The organism is Haloarcula terrestris (assembly GCF_031624315.1).
GTDB lineage: Archaea > Halobacteriota > Halobacteria > Halobacteriales > Haloarculaceae > Haloarcula > Haloarcula terrestris.
This window is the reverse complement of record NZ_JAMQOM010000002.1, coordinates 438,414-462,492: the sequence shown is the minus strand read 5'-3', so window position 1 is coordinate 462,492 and position 24,079 is coordinate 438,414. Positions and strand designations below refer to the sequence as shown.

At 47.7% G+C, this 24,079-nt stretch carries 18 protein-coding genes and 8 pseudogenes; 15 read left to right on the top strand and 11 right to left on the bottom strand.

Annotated elements, in window-relative coordinates; all coding sequences use genetic code 11:
• Positions 1-32 precede the first annotated feature (32 nt).
• Positions 33-668, top strand: coding sequence for an IS6 family transposase (locus NDI54_RS06320; RefSeq protein ID WP_310895611.1), 636 nt, complete (start codon positions 33-35; stop codon positions 666-668).
• A 388-nt stretch (positions 669-1,056) separates the two neighbouring features.
• Here NDI54_RS06320 and NDI54_RS06315 read toward each other — a convergent pair whose 3' ends face one another.
• From NDI54_RS06315 to NDI54_RS06300, 4 genes are read right to left on the bottom strand one after another with little or no spacing between them, the layout of a single operon-like run.
• Positions 1,057-2,223, bottom strand: coding sequence for a hypothetical protein (locus NDI54_RS06315; RefSeq protein ID WP_310895610.1), 1,167 nt, complete (start codon positions 2,221-2,223; stop codon positions 1,057-1,059).
• A complete protein-coding gene (locus NDI54_RS06310; protein ID WP_310895609.1) occupies positions 2,220-2,624 on the bottom strand; it encodes an LNS2 domain-containing protein in 405 nt (134 codons plus the stop codon). The genes NDI54_RS06315 and NDI54_RS06310 overlap by 4 nt, the downstream gene beginning before the upstream one ends.
• Before the next feature lie 38 nt (positions 2,625-2,662).
• Positions 2,663-4,282: a phosphotransferase gene (locus NDI54_RS06305; protein ID WP_310895608.1), complete on the bottom strand. Its 1,620-nt coding sequence runs from the start codon at positions 4,280-4,282 to the stop codon at positions 2,663-2,665.
• A gap of 50 nt (positions 4,283-4,332) precedes the next feature.
• Positions 4,333-5,049 carry a glycosyltransferase family 2 protein gene (locus tag NDI54_RS06300; protein ID WP_310895607.1) on the bottom strand — a complete coding sequence of 239 codons (717 nt, stop codon included), beginning with the start codon at positions 5,047-5,049 and terminating at the stop codon, positions 4,333-4,335.
• A 1,093-nt stretch (positions 5,050-6,142) separates the two neighbouring features.
• Between NDI54_RS06300 and NDI54_RS06295 the strand changes: the two are divergent.
• Positions 6,143-6,687 (top strand): annotated as a pseudogene (locus tag NDI54_RS06295) (IS1595 family transposase); the annotation flags it as partial.
• Here the strand turns inward: NDI54_RS06295 and NDI54_RS06290 are convergent.
• A pseudogene (locus tag NDI54_RS06290) lies at positions 6,680-7,206 on the bottom strand (IS6 family transposase); the annotation flags it as partial. The pseudogenes NDI54_RS06295 and NDI54_RS06290 overlap by 8 nt on opposite strands.
• A 353-nt stretch (positions 7,207-7,559) precedes the next feature.
• On the opposite strand from NDI54_RS06290, the gene NDI54_RS06285 reads away from it, so the two are divergent.
• Positions 7,560-8,381, top strand: a complete 822-nt coding sequence (locus NDI54_RS06285) for a glycosyltransferase (protein WP_310895606.1) — start codon at positions 7,560-7,562, stop codon at positions 8,379-8,381.
• A gap of 9 nt (positions 8,382-8,390) precedes the next feature.
• Here the strand turns inward: NDI54_RS06285 and NDI54_RS06280 are convergent.
• Positions 8,391-9,031: pseudogene (locus tag NDI54_RS06280) on the bottom strand (IS6 family transposase).
• Positions 9,032-9,263: 232 nt separating this feature from the next.
• Here NDI54_RS06280 and NDI54_RS06275 point away from each other — a divergent pair.
• The 7 genes and pseudogenes from NDI54_RS06275 (at position 9,264) to NDI54_RS06255 (ending at position 13,930) form a co-directional block, all read left to right on the top strand.
• The gene (locus tag NDI54_RS06275; RefSeq protein ID WP_310895605.1) at positions 9,264-10,370 is read left to right on the top strand and encodes an IS630 family transposase; all 1,107 of its coding nucleotides are present in this window, start codon (positions 9,264-9,266) and stop codon (positions 10,368-10,370) included.
• 211 nt (positions 10,371-10,581) lie between these two features.
• Complete coding sequence (locus tag NDI54_RS06270; RefSeq protein WP_310895604.1) at positions 10,582-10,863, top strand: helix-turn-helix domain-containing protein; 282 nt, start codon at positions 10,582-10,584, stop codon at positions 10,861-10,863.
• A gap of 9 nt (positions 10,864-10,872) precedes the next feature.
• Positions 10,873-11,001 (top strand): annotated as a pseudogene (locus NDI54_RS21430) (winged helix-turn-helix domain-containing protein); the annotation flags it as partial.
• A gap of 418 nt (positions 11,002-11,419) precedes the next feature.
• Complete coding sequence (locus NDI54_RS21425) at positions 11,420-11,635, top strand: transposase (protein WP_406600171.1); 216 nt, start codon at positions 11,420-11,422, stop codon at positions 11,633-11,635.
• Positions 11,636-11,642: 7 nt separating this feature from the next.
• Positions 11,643-12,286, top strand: a pseudogene (locus NDI54_RS06265) (IS110 family transposase); the annotation flags it as partial.
• Between the two features lie 283 nt (positions 12,287-12,569).
• Positions 12,570-12,977 (top strand): sugar phosphate nucleotidyltransferase, encoded by a 408-nt coding sequence (locus tag NDI54_RS06260; RefSeq protein WP_310895603.1) that lies wholly within the window; start codon positions 12,570-12,572, stop codon positions 12,975-12,977.
• A complete protein-coding gene (locus tag NDI54_RS06255) occupies positions 12,974-13,930 on the top strand; it encodes a UDP-glucuronic acid decarboxylase family protein (protein ID WP_310895602.1) in 957 nt (318 codons plus the stop codon). The genes NDI54_RS06260 and NDI54_RS06255 overlap by 4 nt, the downstream gene beginning before the upstream one ends.
• Before the next feature lie 225 nt (positions 13,931-14,155).
• Here the strand turns inward: NDI54_RS06255 and NDI54_RS06250 are convergent.
• A pseudogene (locus NDI54_RS06250) lies at positions 14,156-14,892 on the bottom strand (IS6 family transposase).
• A gap of 414 nt (positions 14,893-15,306) precedes the next feature.
• On the bottom strand, positions 15,307-16,218 hold the full coding sequence (locus NDI54_RS06245) for a glycosyltransferase family 2 protein (RefSeq protein ID WP_310895601.1): 912 nt from the start codon (positions 16,216-16,218) through the stop codon (positions 15,307-15,309).
• A 208-nt stretch (positions 16,219-16,426) separates the two neighbouring features.
• On the opposite strand from NDI54_RS06245, the gene NDI54_RS06240 reads away from it, so the two are divergent.
• From NDI54_RS06240 to NDI54_RS06230, 3 genes are all read left to right on the top strand, one after another.
• The gene (locus tag NDI54_RS06240) at positions 16,427-17,221 is read left to right on the top strand and encodes an alkaline phosphatase family protein (RefSeq protein ID WP_310895600.1); all 795 of its coding nucleotides are present in this window, start codon (positions 16,427-16,429) and stop codon (positions 17,219-17,221) included.
• Between the two features lie 73 nt (positions 17,222-17,294).
• Complete coding sequence (locus tag NDI54_RS06235) at positions 17,295-18,173, top strand: hypothetical protein (RefSeq protein ID WP_310895599.1); 879 nt, start codon at positions 17,295-17,297, stop codon at positions 18,171-18,173.
• A complete protein-coding gene (locus tag NDI54_RS06230) occupies positions 18,167-18,922 on the top strand; it encodes a glycosyltransferase family protein (RefSeq protein WP_310895598.1) in 756 nt (251 codons plus the stop codon). The genes NDI54_RS06235 and NDI54_RS06230 overlap by 7 nt, the downstream gene beginning before the upstream one ends.
• On the opposite strand, the gene NDI54_RS06225 is transcribed toward NDI54_RS06230, so the two are convergent.
• Positions 18,906-19,688, bottom strand: a complete 783-nt coding sequence (locus tag NDI54_RS06225) for a glycosyltransferase family protein (protein WP_310895597.1) — start codon at positions 19,686-19,688, stop codon at positions 18,906-18,908. The two genes, NDI54_RS06230 and NDI54_RS06225, sit on opposite strands and share 17 nt — an antisense overlap.
• Before the next feature lie 69 nt (positions 19,689-19,757).
• A complete protein-coding gene (locus NDI54_RS06220) occupies positions 19,758-20,966 on the bottom strand; it encodes an O-antigen ligase family protein (protein ID WP_310895596.1) in 1,209 nt (402 codons plus the stop codon).
• A gap of 499 nt (positions 20,967-21,465) precedes the next feature.
• On the opposite strand from NDI54_RS06220, the pseudogene NDI54_RS06215 reads away from it, so the two are divergent.
• Positions 21,466-21,944 (top strand): annotated as a pseudogene (locus NDI54_RS06215) (IS6 family transposase); the annotation flags it as partial.
• Positions 21,945-21,996: 52 nt separating this feature from the next.
• Positions 21,997-22,521, top strand: a pseudogene (locus tag NDI54_RS06210) (IS6 family transposase); the annotation flags it as partial.
• A gap of 94 nt (positions 22,522-22,615) precedes the next feature.
• Here the strand turns inward: NDI54_RS06210 and secY are convergent.
• Entirely contained in the window at positions 22,616-24,079 is a 1,464-nt protein-coding gene (gene secY / locus NDI54_RS06205; RefSeq protein ID WP_310895595.1) for a preprotein translocase subunit SecY, read from the bottom strand.

Below are 24,079 nucleotides of genomic sequence, written 5' to 3'. Positions count from 1 at the left end.
AAAAGTGAGGCGGGAGAATTTCTTGCTGGTTCATGGCAGAAATCGCCCGCCTCATCGGGGATAGAGACTGGATTGATTTGGATTTTGTGGAGCGCGAGCGGACACCCGAGCCCGCGATGGCGCTGGGTATTCAATCACACGTTGCGGGGCTTTCCCTGGCGAATACCGTCGAATTGCTCACTGCACTGGGTGTCCAACGCAGTCGAAAGGCGATCCACGACTGGGTGCAGAAAGCCGATTTACAGCCCGAATCCGGGAAATCTCCGAATCAGGTCGCGCTCGACGAACCGGTGATTCGCATCAACGATCAGCAATTCTGGCTGTACGCCGCTGCTGATCCACAGACGAACGAACTGCTTCACGTCCGGCTATTTTCGACGACGACTACCGCCCTCACGGAAATTTTCCTCCGTGAACTTGAGCAAAAACACGATGTCGAAACTGCCGTATTTCTCGTCGATGGCGCGAAACACCTCCAAACTGCACTGCAACGAGCTGGACTCCGATTTCAGATGTGTCGCCACGGAAATCGGAACGCTGTCGAACGGATTTTTCGAGAGCTGAAGCGCCGAACCTCGTCATTCTCGAACTGCTTCAGCCACGTCAAACCGGAAACAGCCGAAAATTGGTTGCAGAGTTTCGCACGCTGGCTCAATGCTACTAACTAAATACTACCACTGTGGAAGTGTCAAGAATGAAGTTCTTCACATGCGCTACATTTGGTGACGATCCAGCTGATTCCTTTGCGCACAGAGTCATCAAATCGTCACTATCGGTCTCGAACCGGTTTTAAATACTCGAAGCGGGACAATAATTAGTAATGCTTACCTGTTAAATCCGTAGACAACGTGAGGACTGGGCTGAAATACGATTTTAGGCACCTGTAGCCATAGATCTGTAAGTAGACTTAGACCACTGGGTATTGGCTTCAGAAATTGAGAGACTGATATCCCAGCCACTCATTGCTTGCTTTGCTCAAGCGTTGGGCGTTGGCCCACTGTTCTGTACACAATCATCGCGATTCAACAGAGTAAATTGAAATAGTATGTATACTGATCAATCATCATTGAATCCCTTTTGATATGTCTTTTTCATGTCTGCTGGGAAATCATCCTTTTTGAGATCTTCCCTGAATATTTTGTTAATCGCTTGATCTGGATGCTGATAGTCTTGATCACCATATCTACTGAATTTAATCAATCGCTGGATCGTATCATATACACCTTTCACTACAGGATAAAAAGCATTTTGATGATACTGTTTCGTGAGAATTTTTAATCTTGAAGCTGCGGAATCAGCCTCAATATAGTCGCGAATTGGACGGACATCTCGGCCAAATGTCTTAGCCGAAACACCGACTGGGAGTTGGTTACTGAGTGAATTGAAGTACGCCTCCAAATCTCTGAACAGTCCGCCTTTCGGACGTTTGTACTCCTCAAGGAATCTACTAATATTCTCTCCCTCTGTCACCTCGTACTTAGATAAATAATACGCCTGAAGCTCTTTTCCGAGTGTTTCGCCGAAATCTTCTGTGGCAACGTGTAATTGGTCATAATCAGGATTGTGGAACATTGGACGTGGATTGTTCTGACTTGATAATCCATCCCAGTGGACCCTTTCGATACCATTAGTATACTGATGGAGACGATCCCAACCATACTTTGAAATCAAAACCATTCCTAACAGGAGATGAATCGACATCGGTGGGATTTCTAAGGGTTTTCGTTCAAAAAGGTCAACGTCGCGTGCCGCAGTATTATCGAAGACTATGTATTGATCATCTATGAACCCAGGGGGGTAATCTTTATGAAAAGTTTTTGTTTCTGATGGGAATGAAACATCCGCTCCCTTATTTTTCATTTCATTAATGATTGTGTCAAACCCGGAGTCAGTGAGTTGCCAAGCATCTGCATGAAGATGTGTGAAGTAATCCACATTTGTGTTTTCGATAATGGGACGACAGGAAGTACGAATACTATCGTAAATCCGGAGGTAGAGATTGTTATTACCCCGTGATTTAGAGAGCTCATTGTCATAGCGAATCTGTGCCCCCTTCTGAAATTGATCAATATCAATATTGGCGGCCTGAATGTTAGATTCTGCCTGTGGATGATTTGAACAGACAGAAATGAACACATCTGATTCCCAGTTATACCGGATGGTGTCAACCAGAATAGCAAGATCATCAAATTTATCATAGAGCGAGATCGCGACACCCTTCATGAATTAATGAACTCGTCTTCTTTTTCAAGAATTTCTCTGATTTCTTCAGGGCTGTTTTCCAAAAGTTCTGAAGGACGAATTGCCTTGTCATCAACGTAGAACCCATCATGACCACACCAAGGTTTCTGATAGTGAATTTCGTCATGTGGGACATCATGCTTATCCAGCCACATAAGCAGAGTTTTAGCCGTATCTGCATTGATACGCCCAATTCGACCTCCGTGTGTATTCATATTTCGTGCTGTATAGAGAATGATATAGTAACCCCAATCATTGTACTCCCGAAGTAATTCTACAACTTTCGGATTCGGTTTTCGATTTTTGTATTCCAAATCAGGATCTTTCTCACAAATCACGCCATCAATGTCAAAAACAACCCGCTTGTCTTTGGGCGGTGACATAAAAAGTAGATAACACCGCAAGTATAGAAAAGTGGTGGTTAAGCGATGTACGGTGCGAACTTTTCTATTCCTTGAGAAAGCATAGACAGTTGTCGCTCATAGCTATCGCTATGTAGTGGTACCATGCTCAAAAATAGCAATGCCTCAATTAGTTTGATCTCTTGGATATCTGTATTTATTTGCGAGACGAGCATTGAATCGAACCGGGCCTCCCTCTCAACTTGTTCTTCAGTCGTGTGGATCTCGTAAGAGAGTTCAGCATCACCTAGATTAACGTCTGCTTCGAATTGATCATTGATTAGGTGTTCATAATGTCCTACGAGGCTGTGACGAAGTTTTGCAAGATCATACCGCGGATCTCCATAAATATCAAAATCTCCAAATTTACCACGAGGATCGATAAGTTTTAGAATCTCATTTCGAGGATCGTAGAGAATATTTGGCAAACAAAGGTCGCCGTGAATAATAGATAACGATTCATAGTCCAGAAGATTGTACTCTGCGGCCACTTCATCAAGTGATTTCAGTATCTTATTTACGGATGGATAATCTGTTCCGTTGACTTGTACGCTATCTGCCTTAAAAAACGGAGTGAATCGATCATCGTTGCGAAGTCGGTCGAGTCGGCGCCGAGTTTTCTGTACATACATCTCCTCTAGTGCGTTTTTGATGCGGATAGGTTCATCGTCTGCAGTAAATGATTGAAACTCCCGGTATATATTAAACAGATGATGGAAAATATCGTTCCAAATATGTTGCCCATGAGATCCATGAAGCTGAAGATCACTCAGGGATGGGTATCCAATATACTCCATTTTCACATAGGTGTCCTCTGGATCCGTCGAGTAATCGTAGATTCGAGGGAGGTACGGCTGGAGTTCTTTGGGAATATTAAGATACCAAGTAATTTCATTAGTTAGCGTTTCTGTGTCTTTGCTCCGCTTCGTGATAACATTCTTTCCGTAGCTTTCCAATTCGTTAAACTCACGTGCATTTAGGAACCTCTTCTTAGCCCTATGATATGTATCCAGGTGTCCGACATCAATCCAGGAATCTGGTTCGTAAAGCTTGTAGTCAGTGGTACCAAGATAGGATAGAAGGCCACGATAAAAATAGTCCAATTTAGTATCGTTTTGCTTGGGTATTTCCCGAAGTATCTGTCGAAACGCTTTCGCATCTGAGAGGCCAAACTGGCCCGCAAAGCAGGGTTTGCGACCACTATCGTTATATATACCTCTTCCAATGGGATTCGTAATACGCTCACTTTCAATATTGAAAGTAGTCCAACGATATGGTCGGTCACGCGTTTGGTACGAGACAACACTTTTACTGTCGGCACGGTGTATAGGGGAAATGAGAGTGTCTGCGAAATTCAAGTAGAGCGTCTGTCCACGAAGGTCATCAGCGTCAAAAGCATTTAAAGTAATCAAAATGGTCTCTCCAAGGGATGACGATGAAGATGCGTCAACTACCTTCCAGTCATGACCACTCCTAGATATGTGCTTTCGAATTGAATCTGATCTCTCACCCACAGCAACAACTCGGTCTAACTGGAATTCAGCGTAAGCATCAACAAGATGCTCCATCATCGGTTTTCCCTCCAAAGGAATCATTCCGGTTGGAACACTCCCAACGTCTAAACGAAGTTCGTCGGGCACTAGAATCGCAGAGGGGACAAGCAAAATACCGTCTGATTGGGTGTTTTTTGTCATATATCGCTTTGAGGATCGAACTGTCGGAGGTCGTCCGGTGTCCCGAGTACATGAACTGCTTTGCGGTCCATTTTGTAGGGTTGAACGATATGACCTTTTTCAATCAAGTGGTTGTATAAGGGAGCCACATAAGTTTCACCGTATTCTCGTTCAACTTGTTGGGCTTTATGCTCATAAGCGTTGACAAAGTACTCCCAGCGATCAAAATAATAGAAACCTACTGTCGCAAGATCAGATATCTTCTCCTTCTCAGAGACTTGCATGACCTTCCCGGTGTCATCAGTTTGCACAAAACTCCAACGCTCACCAGGAGCGGTGAAAACCGGGATAAATCCATCTCCATTGATAACACCGGGCGTTAATTGTGCCTCTTGTACATATGTATCGATATTATATATCACAACCCCCTCTTCAGGGTCGATAAGTTCGTTTGCTGATAGCGCAGTTTGTGCTTGACCATTTGTATATTCATCAATTACACATTCTTGATACTGAGTTATTCCAAGTCGATCAGTAGCGTCATCTAAAAACGAAGTGTCATTATGTTCTGCTTGTGTCACAAAAATAAAATTTTCCTGATAAAACGATTCAAGACTTCGCATCGCCCAATCAAACATTGGTTCACCTCTAACAGATATTTCATGCTTGGGTTTGTTAACGCCAGCATCTCGGAATCGGCTTCCTTGGCCGGCCATCGTAATAAGGATCTTCATAGTTTATGCCTCTGACTGAGGATATATTATTGCGTCGGATTGTTCTGTCTGGTATATATTCACTGTGAATAATATTGAATTAAATAACATTTGGTACTTCCCAATCGAGGATTCGGAAACCGGGTTAAGTTGATGCGTTCCGTTCAATCTCAGGGTGGTGGCTGAGTGAATTGAAGTGTCGGCGTGAATTAAACTTAGATTGTGACAAGCGGTTGTTGAAGTGCTTTCTTACCAGTGTTGCAGTTGGCGAATCGCTGGCCCGAGGCCTGGGCTGGCCGATCAGCCCGCGACCGGGAGGTATGTCTCAGGTACGCCAACACCGTTCGTCTTGATCTCCCACTTCCGTTCTAACTCTATTCCAACTCATGGTGAATCCAGTCACAGAACGATGTGAACGTGAACTGTTCGGGCAGGTCGCGCCAGCCCCATTGCAGGCTGGCGATGAAGGTCCAACGTAGCATCAGCCATAGGTTCTCCAGTAGGAAAATCACGATTACGAATTCAAACAGGATGATCGGGTCTTCTGTCGTTGTTGCTAGTGCTTGTCGAAAAAGCCGATAGCTGGTTTCTATCGCCGACCGTTTCCGATAGCGGCATTCGACCCGCGTAGGCATTCGATATCCGAGATTGTATCCACGTATCCACGAACAATCTCGCTATGCTTGTCTCGGTCACATTCTGGTATGAGAAAGGGACAGCGAGTGAAGTGCAGTTCCCGCTTGCTTCCCTTGTACACCACGTACTCTGCCCAGTAGGAGCTGACGTAGCCAGTTTCTCGGCCATCTGATTCCCACAGCGGATGATCGGAAGGGCGACTGGTGCCACGGTATCCAGTCGCTCGATTGATGTGCCGTTGTAGAAGCCGCGGTTAGCGAAAAGTTCGGCCACGGTGAACGGCAGGGCCGCGACGTGATCGAGCAGTCGCTCGACCACGTCGCTTTTCGTTCGTCACTACGGACGGGTGTGACTGTGACAACGAGTGGGTTAGCCCGACAGAGGACGAATCCAGCGAGGTAGCGATGGCACTGGAGGTGCCATCGCAGGATTTCGTGTGGCAGAGTACGCCAACGTCAGCGTGTGGACAGCCGTGGTAGTAGAAATCGACGAAGTCTACGTAACTGCGGGACTGAAAGGCCGCGAGCGCGACCAGGAGTCGCGCTCGCGTGGTCTCTCGAAGCGTGGTCGTGGAAGCTACGCCGAGGACAAACCACCAGTGTTCACACTCGTTGATCGTGGCAGCGGTCAGCGATACGTCGTGCCGGCGAAATCTGCTGACGAATCGACCGTGCGACTCCTCCTCGGCGACTGCGAGGAGGAGTCGCTCACCATCTACACTGACGGATTTCGAGCGTACGATCCGTTCGAAGATGACGAGAATTACCAGCGAAAAGCAGTGATTCACGGCGATGGCGAATACGTCGACGGAGACGCGCACGTGAATACTTGCGAGAGCCACGCGTCACTGTGCGACGGTGGCTCTCGCCGCACCGAGGCGTCTCAAAAGATTAGCTCACGCCATATCTCAGAGCCTTCCGACTTCGCTGCCGAATCTTACGTATACCTGGTCGAGAACCTCTCAAAGAAATCGTCCGAACGTCCTCTGACTCACCAACAACGTGTCACATGAGCGTTCTCTAAAGATAGGTACGACGGCATTCCGATTTCCATATTTTTCGTATCTGAAATCGAAGCCATGTCGCTGACACGCATCTTGTAACGATTTGGAGCCATCAACGAGAAACACGGCGTCGTCGACGTCGTGTTTCTCACTGAATTCGGTGAGAAACGAATGCGCGAGAACTTTCGTTATAGTTGGTCTAAGATTTATGTGGCGGGATTTGTTGGTTTGAGGATCAACAACGGTGTACAGCCAATATTTCTTATCATTGAGTTGGATCTCAGTTTCGTCAGTCCTAATGTGATCCCGGGAGCTCCATTTTCGGATTATAAATCTGCTTTGTGAACCCAATTATGAACTGTTGAACGAGCAGGTTCGACACCAAATATCTCAAGAATAGAAATAGTATTCTAAAGCGATAATCCAGCCAGATGCAACTGAATACTCAGCTTCATCAGTAACTCCGATGCCGCTTCTCGCTCCACAAAACCTAAGTCAATTTGGTCGAGACTATCGCTGAGGCTACCGTTATTGGACATAGAGAACTCAAAAACGCTACGCCTCATTCTTCAATCCTTATCTGAACACTACGGAGTCGAGACCGATAACAATATTGAACCGGACGGAAATGGGATGTAATAGCTTATCATTATGCCGTCACCGGAACCCACCTCCGGAAAAGAAAAAACTCGATGCCTTTTGTTATGTCTCGAGGAACAATTCTGTTGCAAAGCTGTGGACAATGCTGAGTAACACAAACTGGATCCACATAATTGAAACCGACTCTCTTATACAGATAAGACACGTATTAAGGCGATAGCAGGATTTAACAAGCACACAGAATCATTCTAAATCCAGACGACTCGATACAAAATCATTCAAACAACATACTATGTCGAATATAACAGTCTCTGGGTTGGTTCCGACTTATGCTGGTGATAATGCTAACGAGCTTCGAACAGCGATTAAAAGTTTGCTCAATCAGACACGACAACTTGATGAACTCGTGGTGGTTGAAGATGGTCCGCTTACAGAAGAATTAATTATCACACTAGATCGGCTTGAAAATGAATCAAATATTCCACTTATAAGAGAAAAGCTATCAGAGAATATTGGGCAAGGGGGTGCTCGACGAGAAGGTGTTAAGCGAGCTTCCTGTGATCTCATTGCGTTTCATGATGCTGATGATATCGCAGTTCCAAACCGGATTGAGCAGTCACTAAAAGTACTTCTACAAACAGGGTCAGATCTCGTTGGGGGTTATATTGAGGAGTTTGAAGGTGATCCTGAGAACCCACATGCAATCCGGAAAGTACCTTGTGACCCAGTAGAAATAAGAAAATACGCAAAATTTCGGTCACCTATCAATCAAACAGCTGCTCTAGCTAGAAAAAAATCGATTCTCGAGGCGGGCAATTATCGTGCTGTCAACCGAATGGAAGACTACGAGTTATGGGTCAGGATGCTTATGACTGGACACGAGTTACGAAACATTCCAGAAGTGCTGGCAAAAGTAAGAGCGGGAAGATCTATGTATAATCGACGCGGTGGTATCGATTACGCTAGAGAAGAGGTTCGAATACAACAATACATGGTTCAACTTGGCTTTATATCTCGATATCGTGCGTTGTATAATATACTTGCAAGAGTTGGTATACGACTACTGCCAAACTCTGTTCGCGGATATATCTACAGGAACTTTCTTCGAGAATGATGATAGTGTTTAGTTTGGAGCATTGTACCAGCGAGCGAAACTCTGGAGCCAATTTTCGGCTGTTTCCGGCTTGACGTGGCTGAAGCAGTTCGAAAACGACGAGGTTCGACGTTTCAGCTCTCGAAAAATCCGTTCGACAGCGTTCCGATTTCCGTGGCGACACATCCGAAATCGAAGTCCAGTTCGTTGCAGTGCAGTTTGGAGGTGTCGAGCGCCATCGACGAGAAAGATGGCAGTTTCGACATCGTGTTTTTGCCGAAGTTCGCGCAGGAAAATTTCCGTGAGGGTGGTCGTAGTCGTTGCAAACACCGGACGTGAAGTAGTTTATTCGACTGCGGATCGGCGGCGGCGTACAGCCAGAATTGCTGATCATTGATGCGAATCACTGTTTCGTCGAGCGCAATCTGATTCGGGGATTTCCCAGAGTCGGGCTGTAGATCGGCTTTCTGTACCCAATCGTGGACGGCTTTGCGACTGCGTTGGACACCCAGTGCTTCGAGTAATTCGACGGTATTCGACACCGAGAGTCCCGCAACGTGCGATTGAATACCCAACGCCATCGCCGACTCGGGTGTCCGCTCGCGCTCCACAAAATCCAAATCAATCTGGTCTCTATGTCCGCTGAGGCGTGTGATTTCTGCCGTGGACAGTTGAAATTACTCTCGCCTCACTTTTCACGCTTAACTGACTCGATGGAATTCTGCTATCCCATGAGAGGGTGGAACAAGATATGGGATGCAAGAGACCGATTCGTGTTTCGTGCCAGCGAGCACGTTTAACTGACTGGTCCAAGTGCGTAAGAAGCCGAGGCTTGGGCGCTAAGCCCGGCTGCCGCGATAGTGCTTCACAGAAGATTTAGGTGTACTCTGAGTTGGTAGAGCAATGACGGGTCGGGAGAAAGAGATTGTCCGTCACCTCTGTGAGGACGATCTCGACCGCTTGCTCAGGCAGACTGATGATGAGAAGGTGAGCAAGCGGCTCACCTTCATCAAACGGCTGTACAAGGGGGCAACACTCGAGGATGCAGCTGACGATGTTGGGATGTCTCAATCGACTGGAAGCCGATGGGCACGGCTTTGGAACGAAGGCGGTCTCGGACTCCTGACACCGAGCTTCGGGGGCGGCCGGCCCCCGAAGCTCAACGATGAACAACGAGAACGGCTTCTTGACCTGCTCGAAGAGGGCGAACCTTGGAAGAAACAGGAGATTCAGCATCTACTGAACACCGAGTTCGATGTCGCGTTCCATCCGAACTACCTGCCACGACTGCTCTCTGATCTTGGCCTCTCGTACGCGATCCCGCGTACCGAGAGGCCAGACCGACCAGAGAACGCTGACGAAATCCTCGACGAACGCGTTGCCGACGCGTTCGCCGGGGAAGAGACAGACGAGCCACACAACAAACAGCCTGATGACGACACTGACGAGGAATGGACGGTTGACGACGATATCCGGACAGACGGCGGGACAACGGTGGGATTTTTCGATATCTCGCACCCGCAACCGTGGGACAACTCCCAGCGCCTCTACACGGTGAGTAAGCCGACAATCACCCGGCCGCTGGTGAAAATCGACACACCAGCGGCCGGGTTCTATGCGCTCAACGGTGAGAGCGTCCTCCAGTTCCCTCCTAATCAGGAGAAAGAACAAATCTGCGCGTGTCTCGAAGAGATCCGCGAGCAGAATCCGGGCGAGCGGATTCTGCTCGTCTTGGACAACTTCTCGTCACACATCTGTGCGCACACGCGAGAACGTGCCCACGAACTCGGGATTGACCTCATCTTTCTCCCAGTGGGCTCGCCGCATCTCAACCCAATCGAGCCCGTCTGGAAGAGTCTCAAATGGGAATCGTCGCCCCTGATCGTGGAGGGCGCGGACGAGTACCGCGCCCTCCTCGATGACATCTTCACGAAATTGACCCACTCGCTGAGTTTCGCGGGCTCGTGGATCGAGAATCACCTCAGCGGATTCATTCAGAAGTTGCGTTAATCACTACCGCGGCAGCCGGGAAAGCCCGAATAGGTGAATCTCTGTTTCACGCACTGACGTCCCGGAGTGACAATCAATGCACCTTGGAATTGACGTCCACAAACGGTACGCACAGGTGGCAGTAATGGATGAAGATGGTGAGATTGTTGAAGAGGTTCGCGTCCAGAGTGATCAGCGCAATAGCTGAATACTCAGACAACGTATTCTTCTGATGGACGCATCGGGTCGGTTTGCGGTCGTTGAGCACTTGTCGAACGCAGAATTAGACGACGCTATCGAGGCGGCACAGAAGGCCGACGAGACGCGTCTCGTCCGGCGACTTTTCTTCGTGAAGAACCTCTATGAGGGGCACACGCAACAGCAGGCCGGAGCAGCTGTCGGCGTCTCCCAACCAACGAGCAGTCGTTGGGCACGTGCGTGGAATCAAGACGGTGTCGAGGGCTTACGCCCACGCTTCGGCGGCGGTCGGCCGCCGAAGCTCACCCCCGCATAGTGGGACGACATCTGTGCCGTTCTGGAAGACGACCAACCGTGGACGCCACGCGAAATTCACGCACTTATCGAAGATCGCTACGGCGTCACCTACCATCCAACACATCTCGCCCGGAAGCTTCGAGCTTCCGGTATGCACTACGCCAAACCCCCGACCAATGGATCCCCGCTGTCCCGACGATGCAGACGAGATTTTCGCCGAGCGCCTCGGTCAGGCGCTCGGCGAGGACCATAAGCAGGAGGATGATCCTATCGTCTTGGGGTTCTTTCGATGAAGCGTGGGCGCAACCGTTTGAAAACTCTCAACGGATGTGGTCTTACGACCGGACCGTCCAGATCGAGAAACCGTTAGTGGCAGTTCCGTGGCGCTCGATTGGCTTCTATGGATTGACTGGTAAGAGCGTGATCACGTACAAAGAGCGGCTGGTCAAAGAGACGATCGTCGAGGCACTCGAAGTGATCCGCGAGCAGAATCCGCGGGGACGGATTCTGCTCGTGGCCGATAATTACGGCTCCCATCACGCCAAACCACACAATGTCGGGCCGACGAACTCGGCATCGAGTTCGTCTTCATTCCACCATACTCACCGACGTTGAACGCAATCGAACCGCTGTGGAAAGATCTCAAACGCGAGATATCGCCCACGATCTTTGAGGGGAAAGACCATTTTAAGGAGTTCGTTACAGAAACATTTCTTCGGTTGAGTCACCGGCTTAGCTTCGCTGTTGACTGGATCGAGACTTTTCTTCTCGATATTCAGAGATTACAGTGATCACTCCGTGCGCGGGCGACAGAAACTGGTCGAAAATCGTACTGACTACGCCAACAAGATCCACGGGTTGTTTCCGATCACGGGATCACGCGAGACATCAAGCCGCTGAGTGTGTCGGGGCGAGAGTCCCTTCGGGACCTCTCGCTCCCGACGCCATGGGACGAGTTATTAGCGTCGTATCTTGCGATGATCAAAACGCTCACCGAAGAGATCGAACGGCTCGAAGCGGCAATCGAAGAGCGCGCTGGGTCTCTGCCAGAGACCCAGCTGCTGATGACGATTCCCGGCATGAGCTACTACTCAGCGCTGATGATTTACGCCGAAGTCGGCGAAATAGGGCGGTTTGATCGGGACAAAGAAGTCGTGAGTTACGGTGGCTTGAGCCCGGTGATCCGCGAGTCAGGCGACTCGCGAATCGAGGGCGGGATCTCGAAGCGAGGATCCCGACAGTTACGCTGGATCCTCGTCCAGTGTGCGTGGACAGCCGTCAACACGTGTAAAGACGAGTACCTGAAATAATTCTACGATCGATCAGCGGGAAAGAAGGGGTCGTAAAAAGCGATCGTCGCAACTGCTCGCAAGTTGCTGGTCTCCATCTTCCACATGCTCAACCGAGAGGAGGTGTATGATCCCCCAGGAGTGAGTGCCTGACCGTCGCCGGACCGGCGGCGGTCAGTGGCTGGGTCGCAGGCCGCACCAGCCACAGCTACTGCACACGATGTCTCCCGACTGCCGTTGGCCGAGAATAGGACACGTCTGGTGTCTGGCGATTTTCTTTCTCTCAGGACCAATCAGCGCAGTGGTGCAAAATACTATGTCATCAACGGTGGTTTGTTGAGGTAGCAGAATTTCCATAGGTAAACACGACCGTCTCTTCTGTGCAGCTATTGATGGCAAGAAGTATTAGCATCAAGTATGGATAAGAGAGTAATCCATGGATGTCACGAAAGCTCGCGTCCCCTGGGAAGAGGTTTCGTCCTACGGTGTTGCTGACGTTGACGGATCGCCGTACTCCGATGGGAGCTTCCCAGTGACCGATTTCGTTGAGAAACCGGCACAGGAAGAAGCGCCATCAAATCTGGCGATTACTGGACGCTACGTACTTACTCCTTGGATTTTCGAATTGCTCGAAGAGACAGGGAAAGGTGTCGGTAGGGAACTCCAGTTGACAGATGCAATTCGGAAGCTTGAGGACGTTCATGGGGTTGAACCCGCTGGAGATCGCTATGACATCGGTAACATTCCGAGTTGGCTCCAAGCAAACATCGAGATGGGAATTCGGCACGATGATGGTGAGATGAACGAGGCAGTTGAGGAATTGCTTCAGGAACGGTTCGCATGAGTCGGATTCTCGTCACAGGAGCAGCGGGCTTCCTCGGGTCGCATCTTTGCGATCAGCTGCTCGAAGAAGGACATGAAGTTATCGGGATGGATAATCGTGTCAGCGGGAAGACTGAGAATCTTGACGACGCATTTGAACGTCCGACGTTCTCCTTCTACGAGCACGACGTCACGGAGTTCATTCACGTCTCTGGTGAACTCGATGCCGTATTGCACCTAGCGAGTCTTGCATCGCCAATCTTCTACCGCGAGCACCCAATAAAGACGCTGAAGGTGGGGGCGTTAGGGACACACAAGACACTCGGACTTGCCAAAGAGAAGGACGCGACGTATCTGTTTACTTCGACGAGTGAGGTATACGGGGACCCAGAAGTAAATCCCCAACCCGAGGACTACCGTGGAAACGTTGATCCCTATGGGCCACGGTCTTGTTATGACGAGTCCAAACGGTACGGCGAATCCTTAGTGAGAGCGTATCGTGATGAACATGAGTTGGATGTTCGTGTTGCGCGGATCTTCAATACGTACGGCCCGCGGATGCGCCTTGACGACGGCCGAGTGATCCCGAACTTTATGAAACAAGCGCTGACCGGGAAGGATTTGACCGTCTATGGGGATGGTAAGCAGACACGGAGCTTCTGTTACGTGTCGGATATGATGGACGGATTGGTAGCACTGTTAGAGTCTGGCACCCAAGGGCCAGTGAATATCGGGAACCCTGATGAGCGGACGATCAACGAGTTGGCCGAGGTCGTGTTGGAGGTTACGGGGAGTGAAAGTGGAATCACTCACGAGGAGTTGCCGCCGCAAGATCCGCAGGTACGGCGGCCAGAGATATCAAAGGCGAGGTCGGAGTTAGGTTGGGAACCAGACGTAGGCCTGGAGGAGGGTCTTAAGAAATCGACCGAGTACTTCGAGAGTCAGTTGCACAAATTTTCCACAGTTCTTGATTAGCGGGTTTCGTACCAGTCAAGGAAGTTTTCGATTCCAAGTTCGAAGTCTACCTAGGGTTTCCAATCGAGTTTCTTACGGGCGCGTGAGATGTCAGAGACGTACACCTTCTGATCACCTTCACGCCATTCGCCGAAGCTGATATCCGGACGATCTCCTGTTTTCTCTTTGAGAAGGGCTAAAAACTCAAGAAGGCTTGTCGTATTATCGGGTCCACCACGGCACTGTCTAGTTCTGGATCTCCTCAGCGGGCGTTCGTCCGTTGAGCGCTTGGTTCGGCCGTTCGTGGTTATAGTGGTTCCTGAAGCGTCGTAACCAGTGTTTCGCGCTGGATTGACTGCCCCTCCAGAAGGAGTGAAAGCGGTCGATTCGCATGGTCACAGTCTGGAACCATTTTTCGATGTGGTTCCGGATTCGATAGTCAAGCCGACCGCTCAAATCGTGACGTGAAAGGGCAGTCAGATAGCCGCCAGCATCAACGAGAAACACTGATTCACCGACATCGTGTTTCTGAGTGAGCCGATGAAGGAACGCCGTCCTCAGAAATCTTCGATTTCTGATGGGCTGCACGAAAACTCTGTTCTCGTGAACGCCGCGGGGTCAGTCCCGCGGCGGCTGAACACGTCAACTTCGAGTGGCAGTTTTGACTCGGTGTCGACAGCGGCGTACAACCACTTCTTTTCACCGTCAACCTAGATTTGTTTCTCGTCGACCGTAACCCGCGACGGCTGCGCCGTCGGCGGGTCGCTCTGGGCCTCAGACAGTGTATGCACCCAATTCCAGACTGCTCCGTGAGTACGATCGACACCCAGTAATTCTAAGATAGCAACCGTCTCCCTGATCGACAGCCCCGCAGTATGGAGACGCACCCCAAACCGCCGGACGGGTGTCGGGGTGCGCTCATTCTCCCAAACGTCTTGGCTGTCCTCCACTAACGTTTCTCTGAGGAGGTCTGCGAGTGGCATGAACACTTCTCGCTACGACTTCCTCGCTTCTCAAACTCGCTCAACTAGACAGTGACGATTTCGTGGAAATAAAACCTATTGGGGGTACTCGCCCGTCACTCCATGGTTGCGAAAAGTGCGAATTGTAACATGATACACGGCTATTCCAGCAGGGATCCCGAACCTACGTAGAAGAACCGAATTATTATCGATGGTGTTGTCGTCAAAACGCGCGTCTTTTGGAAGGTTGTGTAGATCTTCTCAATTTTTGCATGGAGACACATGTTACTGTTGTGCCGTACGATCTGGAAGACCATACGCCGCGTACCCTGTCGATCCATACTCGACTTCCCACGGTCACCTGGTATTTGCTGGCATAAGGAACTGTCTCTTGAACCAGAACGGACAACTACTGAATATAAATAGAGGATGTTATTAGTACCACAACCGTCCATGGTTTTGTTTTAAATATTCTTCCGTTCTGCTGTCAATCGGGGTTCGATTAACTGAAGATGTGCTTTTTATTCCTCGAAAAATACCATAAAAATAGCTTGGGATATCACCTTTCCGGATGGCATCTATGAAAAAATACGACATCCAGGATAGCAAATAAGTTGTGATATATTTCAAAGGAAGATATTTATATGCCATAAATATACGATTCGCGGTGCGATAGTACAACTCTGTATGTCCTGTCGTTTCGGCTGACACAACAGGTTGTTGTGGGTTATGATGGACTACAACATCGGGATTATATACGATATTAAACCCATTACTTATAACGCGATAAGAGAGGTCCAATTCTTCTGATCCGTATACAAAGTTGTCCACATATGTGCCACAGGTCTCAAATATTTCTCTTTTAATCGCATGACCAGCCCCAATGTAGTATGAGACCTTAAACCTGCTATTAATATCAATATTATTCATCGCCCGGTTTTTAACAGGTACTCTTACTTTCCTGTTTTGTCCGCTAGGGTTATCTATTATTTTAAATGCCTGTATTCCAGTCTCACGTTCAAATCCACTTTCAATTGAGGAAAGTGCACCACTATCTGGAAAGTACGCATCATCATCAATGAAAACAAGAATCTCACCATCTGCGTTCTCAACCAGCCAATTTCTACTACCAGCGACTCCTCGAAAAGCCGTTTCGTTTGTACAATGGATTCGATCGTCGCTGGTTAAATCATTAATACGAGAGCAGGAATCGATTTCTGAAGAACTATCTAAAATAATAATTTCATAACTACTATGGTTTTGTGAGAGAATACTTTTAATACAAGTACGTAACATTTCGGGGCGATTGCTTGTGGCAACCAAGATTGATATCTTTGGACGGTTCATACCGGAAGTTGAAAGTAGAGGCATAAGAAATCGGTGGATCAGACGCTCATCAGAAATGGGATCATAAATTAATATCAAAATCATGTATTCGGTACAGCAATTAAAGGATGGTATAAAACATCCCGTACTGATCCTAAGAGAATTGAATCGATGCTACCATACTAGAATGCACACACAGCAATATAATAAATCGGGTACCGATATCTTTTTGCAGGACTGGGATATATGTATAATTCTAGATGGTTGTCGTTATGATGTATTTGAATCATACTCACACTTAGATGGGAAGCTGAGATCTCGTAACTCACTGGCCTCTTCGACCGTTGATTTCCTAAAGTCCAATTTCACGGGCAAAGATCTATCAGACACTGTTTATGTGACAGCTAATCCTCAATTGTATAGGTATAGAGACGAGATTGAAACGAATCTACATGATATAATCCACATATGGAAGGATGACGGATGGGATGAAGAGTTAGGAACTGTGCTTCCAGAAACAGTTACAGAATACGCGATTGACGCAGCTGCAAGGTATCCAAAAAAGAAAATTATTGTACACTACATGCAGCCGCATTACCCGTTTATACAGAATAACAATGAATTTGGGCGGGACCACCTATTAGAAGAGGACCCTGATGAGCCAAATCCATGGTACAAGATATTATATGGAGAATTGAATGTTTCAAAACAAAATCTTTGGGACGCATATGCCAGGAATCTTGAACTTGCTCTGCCACACGTAAATGAACTTATCTCTAAAACCGAAGGTAAATCGGTTGTTACCGCAGATCATGGGAATATGTTCGGAGAAAGGTCGTTCCCAATACCCATTCCAGAGTGGGGACACCCACATGGTATATTTACAAAAGAGTTGGTAAAGGTACCATGGCTTATAATAGATGATGAATCTAGGCGTGATATAATCTCCGAAGAAGGAGACAAATTAGCAGACATAGATACAGATGTAGATGATCGACTGCGCCAATTAGGCTATCGGAGTTGATCCATTTTGTTGTTGATTACAATTTTTTGGCTTAAACACGAAAGGTTATAACCGTACTTTGGCTAGGTCAATTATGGAAAGTATTGGATTTGCCCTGGTAGGGGGTGGAGATCAAATCGGTCGTAGAGCTACATATCTCGTACGCTCGATTCGTCAATTTCACCCAGATGCTCCAATTCTAATGACGGTACCTCATTCGGAGGATCTAAATTGTGATTTCTCAAAAACAGGGGTTAAAATAACACATAAATCCATTCCGGATCCGGAATATCCTATCTCTATCAAAACAGAGGCATTACACCAGGCCGAACAACGGCTTGATACAGCATGGACATGCTTTCTGGATACAGATACCCTATTGACCAGTAAATTCAATGCACATGAAAATTCCTCTGCACAAATACGAATTAAACCTGTAGATATAGCTAATCAGTATTGGGCGATGGCAAGTGATACAACTTGGCACACTTTGTATGACAAATTCAATATTTCTCCGCCCTCAGAGTTCGTGAAAAGCACCGTTGATCGAAAAAAGATGAGACCCTATTGGAACGCGGGTGTTGTACTTACACGTGTTGGGAACTTAGGTCAACAGTGGCGAGATCTTACCGTGAAAATACGCCCAAATATTAAATCGCCACACCATGCGGATCAAGTGGCGCTAGCCCTATTATCCGCAAATTATGATGTTGATCCCTTAAGTGAGAATTACAACTACCCAGTACATCTCCGGGCGTGGACGATAAGGCCAAAAACAGTACTCCACTATCATAAGGAGCGGTGGTTACTATCCTGCTTTAAGAACTACGGTGAGCTATTTGATAAAATTGGCATCTCAGCTGAGTTTCCTTTTTCACGGTTCGATGTACGGATGGCCGAACTTATGATTCGGTCAATAGGAAAGTCTATAATGAGCCAGCTAGGTTGGTTGACGTGGGATAGTGCATGGTAGATAATAGGTGCTCAACAATAAACGAGACCAGATATGTGTATACTGTTTCCAGTGTACAGGATCTAGTTAACCAAGCTATAATCTCTATAAAATCCTTGTCTAATTTTGTAGATCCCAGTGATATAATTGTCTTCTTCACTCCACCAATTAAAGATAAGGATGTTAAATCACTTAAAAAACTTGGAGTGGATGTTAGAGAAATTGACCACTATGCATCAGCAATGGCGAAAGTTCCAGGAGGAGTTCCACGGTACTTTGCGGATAAATTACATCTCTGCTCGGTTAGAGCTAAGTCCGTGGTCTTCCTAGATGCGGATACAATTGTATTGGATGATCCGACAGAGATCATAACCAGAGCAGATCTGAGAGCTCGCCCAGGAAATCTTAATTACTCAATTACAGAGTGGGATAGAATAGCAGTTAACCAGAGTGTCAATCTATTGGAGTGGATGCCAAATACAGGTGTTTTGGCATTTAACAATGGGTCACATCAAATTATAGAACAGAAATGGGCAGATGCTCTCGCATTCGGTTCAAAAACAGATAAACAATGGACAGAACAACATGCTTTGGCGGTCGCTGCATCTGAATTAGATGTGAGTAAACTATCGAATAAGGAGCATGTTATGTTGTGGAGGGATGAATACCCTTTCGATGGAGTTGTTTATCATAGTGGAGATAAGTGGCAGGCAAAAAGTACAGATTCCATGTTTTCCAAATTTTATAGGTACTTTAACCCTTTTTTCTGAAGAGGCTTTCAGCCTTTCTGATCAGATCTAAGAACATGTTCGAAGATACAAACGGATTACCCAGATGATATACTATTCTTGGTGAATTAGTGGCGTTAAGATAGGATTCGATCCTGTCCAGTTCGCTTTTTAAATTGTCTGTTTGTATCATATCTTCTATATCATGGATGATCTTAACGTCTTCAGTGACCTGAGAAGGATATCCATGAATGTAATTATATATCCTTGGAAGAGTAACAAAATCTACGCCTGTATCATATAATGCGGACACGAATGTAGGCTGGTCCTGTGGATGTTGCTCCTGGTAAAAGTCATCCCATTTATCAAGAAAATAAGCCGTTTTATCATTCATCTTATATGGAATAACACCGGTATTAAGGTCAGGTAATGCGTCTAGTGAGTCATCAATAGATCCAGCACGGATATTTTTAGTTTCAGCCGTCCAGTTATGTGGGCTCTGAGCGGCAGCTATGTCAAACCCGGATAATAATCCGAAGAGTTCAGAAATGTTGTCAAGAATATACGCATCTGTATCGATAAAAAGAGTCTTTTCATACGGCGTTTTTTTCATTCCGAGTATTTTATCACCAAAATTGTAGTAAGGATCTTTCAATAAGATTACTTCATCAAAAACTGAGTCAGAGATGGGCTGATCAGAAACAATAGAAACAGGATAGTTTGTGTTCTTTTTTGCTATTCTTGCAGATATGATAGCTTGATTAGCATAGTCGGTTCCGGTTGCGATGTATAAGATTCCTTGGCCCATGGTTCAAATAGGGTTACCAAGTAAAAGGTTCTACTGGTCTATTATTACTTACTGCTCCAATATTCTGATTTATTGGTGTATCACAAAACCAAAAATAGTTATAGGGATAACGGAGAATAATGAGAGTCCAAACATTGCCATCCCCTCAAATAGCATTTCAATCAATACCATCGTCAGAATACATAGTAAGAGCACATCATTTTGGTCAGATATACTGGCCAGAGATTTTCGATATAGTAGTGATAAGAAAATAAAATGAATAAAACCACCAATGAGACCACGAGTTAGCAGAACGTATAAGTAAGTATTATGTATATTAGCAGTCACTAATCCTGAAGGAAGGAAGGGAGATATTATATGATCAATAGGTTGGAATCCAACTCCTATATACGGATTTATTTTAATTGCCTCTACTGCAGCGGTCCAGTATTGCCACCGTACTGGGATAATTGTGGGGAGACTGATTGGACTTGTGAAAGGACTAACATTAGTTACGAATAGGAAAAGTAAACCAAGACATCCAGCCAATATGAAGAGATAGAGCGTTTCTAGATTAAAGAAAAAGTACGCAGAGAGAAGGCTCCAACCAACGATCGTTGTAAGTAAGGCCCCACGACTTGCGCTGAAAATCACTCCAATAGAGAGGACCACTATCAAAAAGAGATCAAACCATCGTCGGTGTTTATAATAAGCCGATAATCCAATTAAAGATCCTATTCCGACAATAAATCCGAATGGGTTTGGATTAGCTAAGACTGACTTCATTGGGTACACCAACATACCAAGGAAGGGGACTTGTTTTTGAACCGGATGTGGAGACACAGCAAAACCCATGATGTAATATTCACCAATTAAAAAATTAGGAATACCAATAAGAGTCAGACTGGCTGCCAGAATATACATCATATATAGAAAACCATTAACATTCACTATTTTTGGAGCTACAAATAAAAATATGAATGAAGAACACATAAAGATTGGTATTCGTAATAGTGCCCATAAAGATACTGGAGGTACAATAGCATGTGACAGATATAATATCCATATCGCTGCGTAGGCAATTAATGCGTAGAGGGGAATTTGAACAGAATTTGAGAGTGTAATTACTACAATGGTGAATAGAAATATTGCCGGGATAATTGTGAGAATGTGGTATTCGGACGATAACTCGGTCATATCTGTCGCACTTGCTATAACGACAAGCACTAGCACTACTGTGGCAAAAGTAGACGTTTCGTCTGTCGAATTCTGCTGTAAAATAGGGCTTATCCTGGACATTGAATCAGATGTGGATTATTCAGTTCCAAACAATATAAATCCCCTTTGATGAGATGTGGAGCGTGGTTAATTTGATATGGTTATTGTAATAACTATATCAATAGTACATCTGAATATCAGCTCACGATGTTAACAATTGTACATAATACGAAATTATTTTTTCGTGGGAGATATATCATTCCAGTAATTATTTTATACTTCTATAAGATAGCCCATCATCATCTATAGAAAATATAGAATATAATATTAATTAGAAAGAGTAGATTAGAATTTCATGCAATAGATAAAATGCCATGTTGGTCTCACAAACTACTGGCCACATTTAGTACCAACTCAACCATTCGCGAAGACTGTTCATCAGTAAATTCTACACCCGTACCGCCATCTGTACTGAATAGTAGGGTATCGAATATAAAATGTTATTTTGAATATGTGAAGAGTAACAAGGCACTGTTCAGATAAGGTCTGAAGAACGAGGCAACTCGATTTCTAGGTGTCTATGCCCGGAATCGAGTGCCTCAGTGAATTTAGCAGCGGCTTCGAATTAGATTTTGTGGAGCGAGAACCGACACCCGCGCTGGTGATGAAACTAGGTATCCAACTGCATCCGACGGGGTGGTTGCTGTCGGATACCGTCTCTATTCTAGCTGGCTTGGGTGTCGAGCGGTGTCGTTCCACGGTTCATAATTGGGTGCAGAAAGCCGGCCTACAGCCTGTCAGCGGGAAAATCCGAATTACATTGCAGTCGACGAAACGGTGATTCAACTCAACGATCATCGGTTTTGGCTGTACGATGCTGTTGATCCGGATTCAGACAAATTTCTCCACGTGAGGCTATACCCGACACGAACGATCGTCCTCACCAAGCAGTTCCTGCAGGAACTGGCCAAGAAACACGACGTTGCTGACAGCCTGTTTCTTGTTGACGGCGCATCCGGGTTGCAGGCGGCATTGTTTAAATTTTCACTCCGATTTCAGGGTCGTGTTTAGTTAAGCGTGAAAAGTGAGGCGAGAGTGATTTCAGCTGTCCATGGCAGAAATCACACGCCTCAGTGGAAGTAGAGACTGGATTGATTTGGATTTTGTGGAGCGCGAGCGGACACCCGAGCCAGCGATGGCGTTGGGTATCCAATCCCACCTTGCGGGACTCTCGCTTTCGAATATCGTCGAATTACTCGATTCATTGGGTGTCCAACGCAGTCGGAAAGCCATCCACGATTGGGTGCAGAAAGCCGATCTACAGCCAGAATCCGGGAAATCTCCGAATCAGATTGCACTTGACGAAACAGTGATTCGCATCAACGATCAGCAATTCTGGCTGTACGCCGCCGCCGATCCGCAGTCGAATGAACTGCTTCACGTCCGGCTGTTTGCGACAACTACGACCACCCTCACGGAAATTTTCCTGCGCGAACTTCGGCAAAAACACGATGTCGAAGCTGCCGTCTTTCTCGTCGATGGTGCTCAACACCTCCAAACTGCACTGCAACGAGCCGGCCTCCGATTTCAGATGTGTCGCCACGGAAATCGGAATGCTGTCGAACGGCTATTCAAGCTGCATATCAGCTAATTACCTCTGACCAATAAAAAGGCCAGAGCAGTGGTTTGGAGGACATAGCGAGATTAAAAGAATATGATATTCTGTGGTTCTATCCGAACATCTGGCGCATCATCGGATGCATCTCCATAAGCTGCTCTTCGGCGATCTCCTCGTACAGTTTGTACGTAATGGAGACTGTCAGTAGCAGCCCGGTACCGGAGACACCGCCGATGGTACCCAGCATGTTGGCCATCACGGCCAGCAGCCCAACCAAGGCACCACCGATGACGGTCACTTGCGGGATATACCGCTCGAGGACTTTCTCGATGACGCCGACGTTCTGTCGGAAGCCGGGAATCTGCATCCCGGAGTTGTGGATCTGCTTGGCCGTCGCTTCCGGACCCATGTCGGTGGTTTCGACCCAGAAGACGGCGAAGATCGCGCCGCCGACCAGCATGACGAACAGGTCGATCCCGACGCGGGTCAGGATCTGCCAGATCGGTTGGGTAGTCCCTTCGAGCCACCACATCCAGTCGCCACGGCTCTGGACGGGGGCGAGGAAGTAGAACAGGCCGCCGGTGGGCTGGCCGTTAGCGTACGTGCCGAGGAACGCTGGCATCGAACTCAGCTGGGCGTTCAGGATCCGGCCCAGGAACTGGATGTTCGCCTGGAGTGCCCGAACGAGGATCATCGGCAGGACGCTCGCGTAGATGAGCTTGACCGGGAACCGGCCCCGGGCGCCTTTCACGCGAGCGTTCGACAGCGGGATCTCGACGCGGACCGACTCGGCGTAGACGACCACCGAGAAGATCAGGAGCGTCGTGAACAGCCCCAGTAGTTCGCCCTGGAGCAACACGGTCTGGAGGCCATCAGCGGCCAGCACTGGCCCAGTGCCGCGCTGGCCGGTGATGAACAGGTACCAGGTGTAGATGATCCCTTCGCTGTTGCCGATAAACGGCGCCGTCAGGACGCCCCCGACGAGTCGCTGGCTCACGCCAGCGACGATGAACAGGCCGATACCGGAGCCGACGCCCCACTTGGAGATGACCTCGTCCATGAACAGGATGAGGACACCGCCCACGAACATCTGGGCGAAGATGAGCCACTGGACACCGAACGTCCCGATACCCAGGGAACTCGCGACAGCCGTATCTGCCGGCAGGAAGCCGCCGGCGAACACCATCGGGAGCCCGGTCAGGCAGATCATCACGAGCACCAGCAGCTTCTGGAGCCCCTGATAGAGGATCTGGTCGCGCGGGTCGTCCTGGGTGTTCAGCCCGAGCAGGTCCGCGCCACCGAGGAGCTGTAACACGATGGACGCCGTGACAATCGGACCGATACCCAGCTGCATGATGCTCCCCTGGCCGGAGGCCAGAATCGAGGAGAAGCGCCCGAACACCTGTTGGCTGGCGTCGATGTCCAGCCCGAACAGTTTCACGTTCGTCAGGAAGAAATACAGCAGGAGCACGCCTCCTGTCCAGGTGAGCTTGCGCTTGAACGGGACGTGTCCCTCCGGACGCCGGACTGCGGGCATCCGGACAAGCAGTGGTTCGGCGGTGTCCTTCCAGCTCAT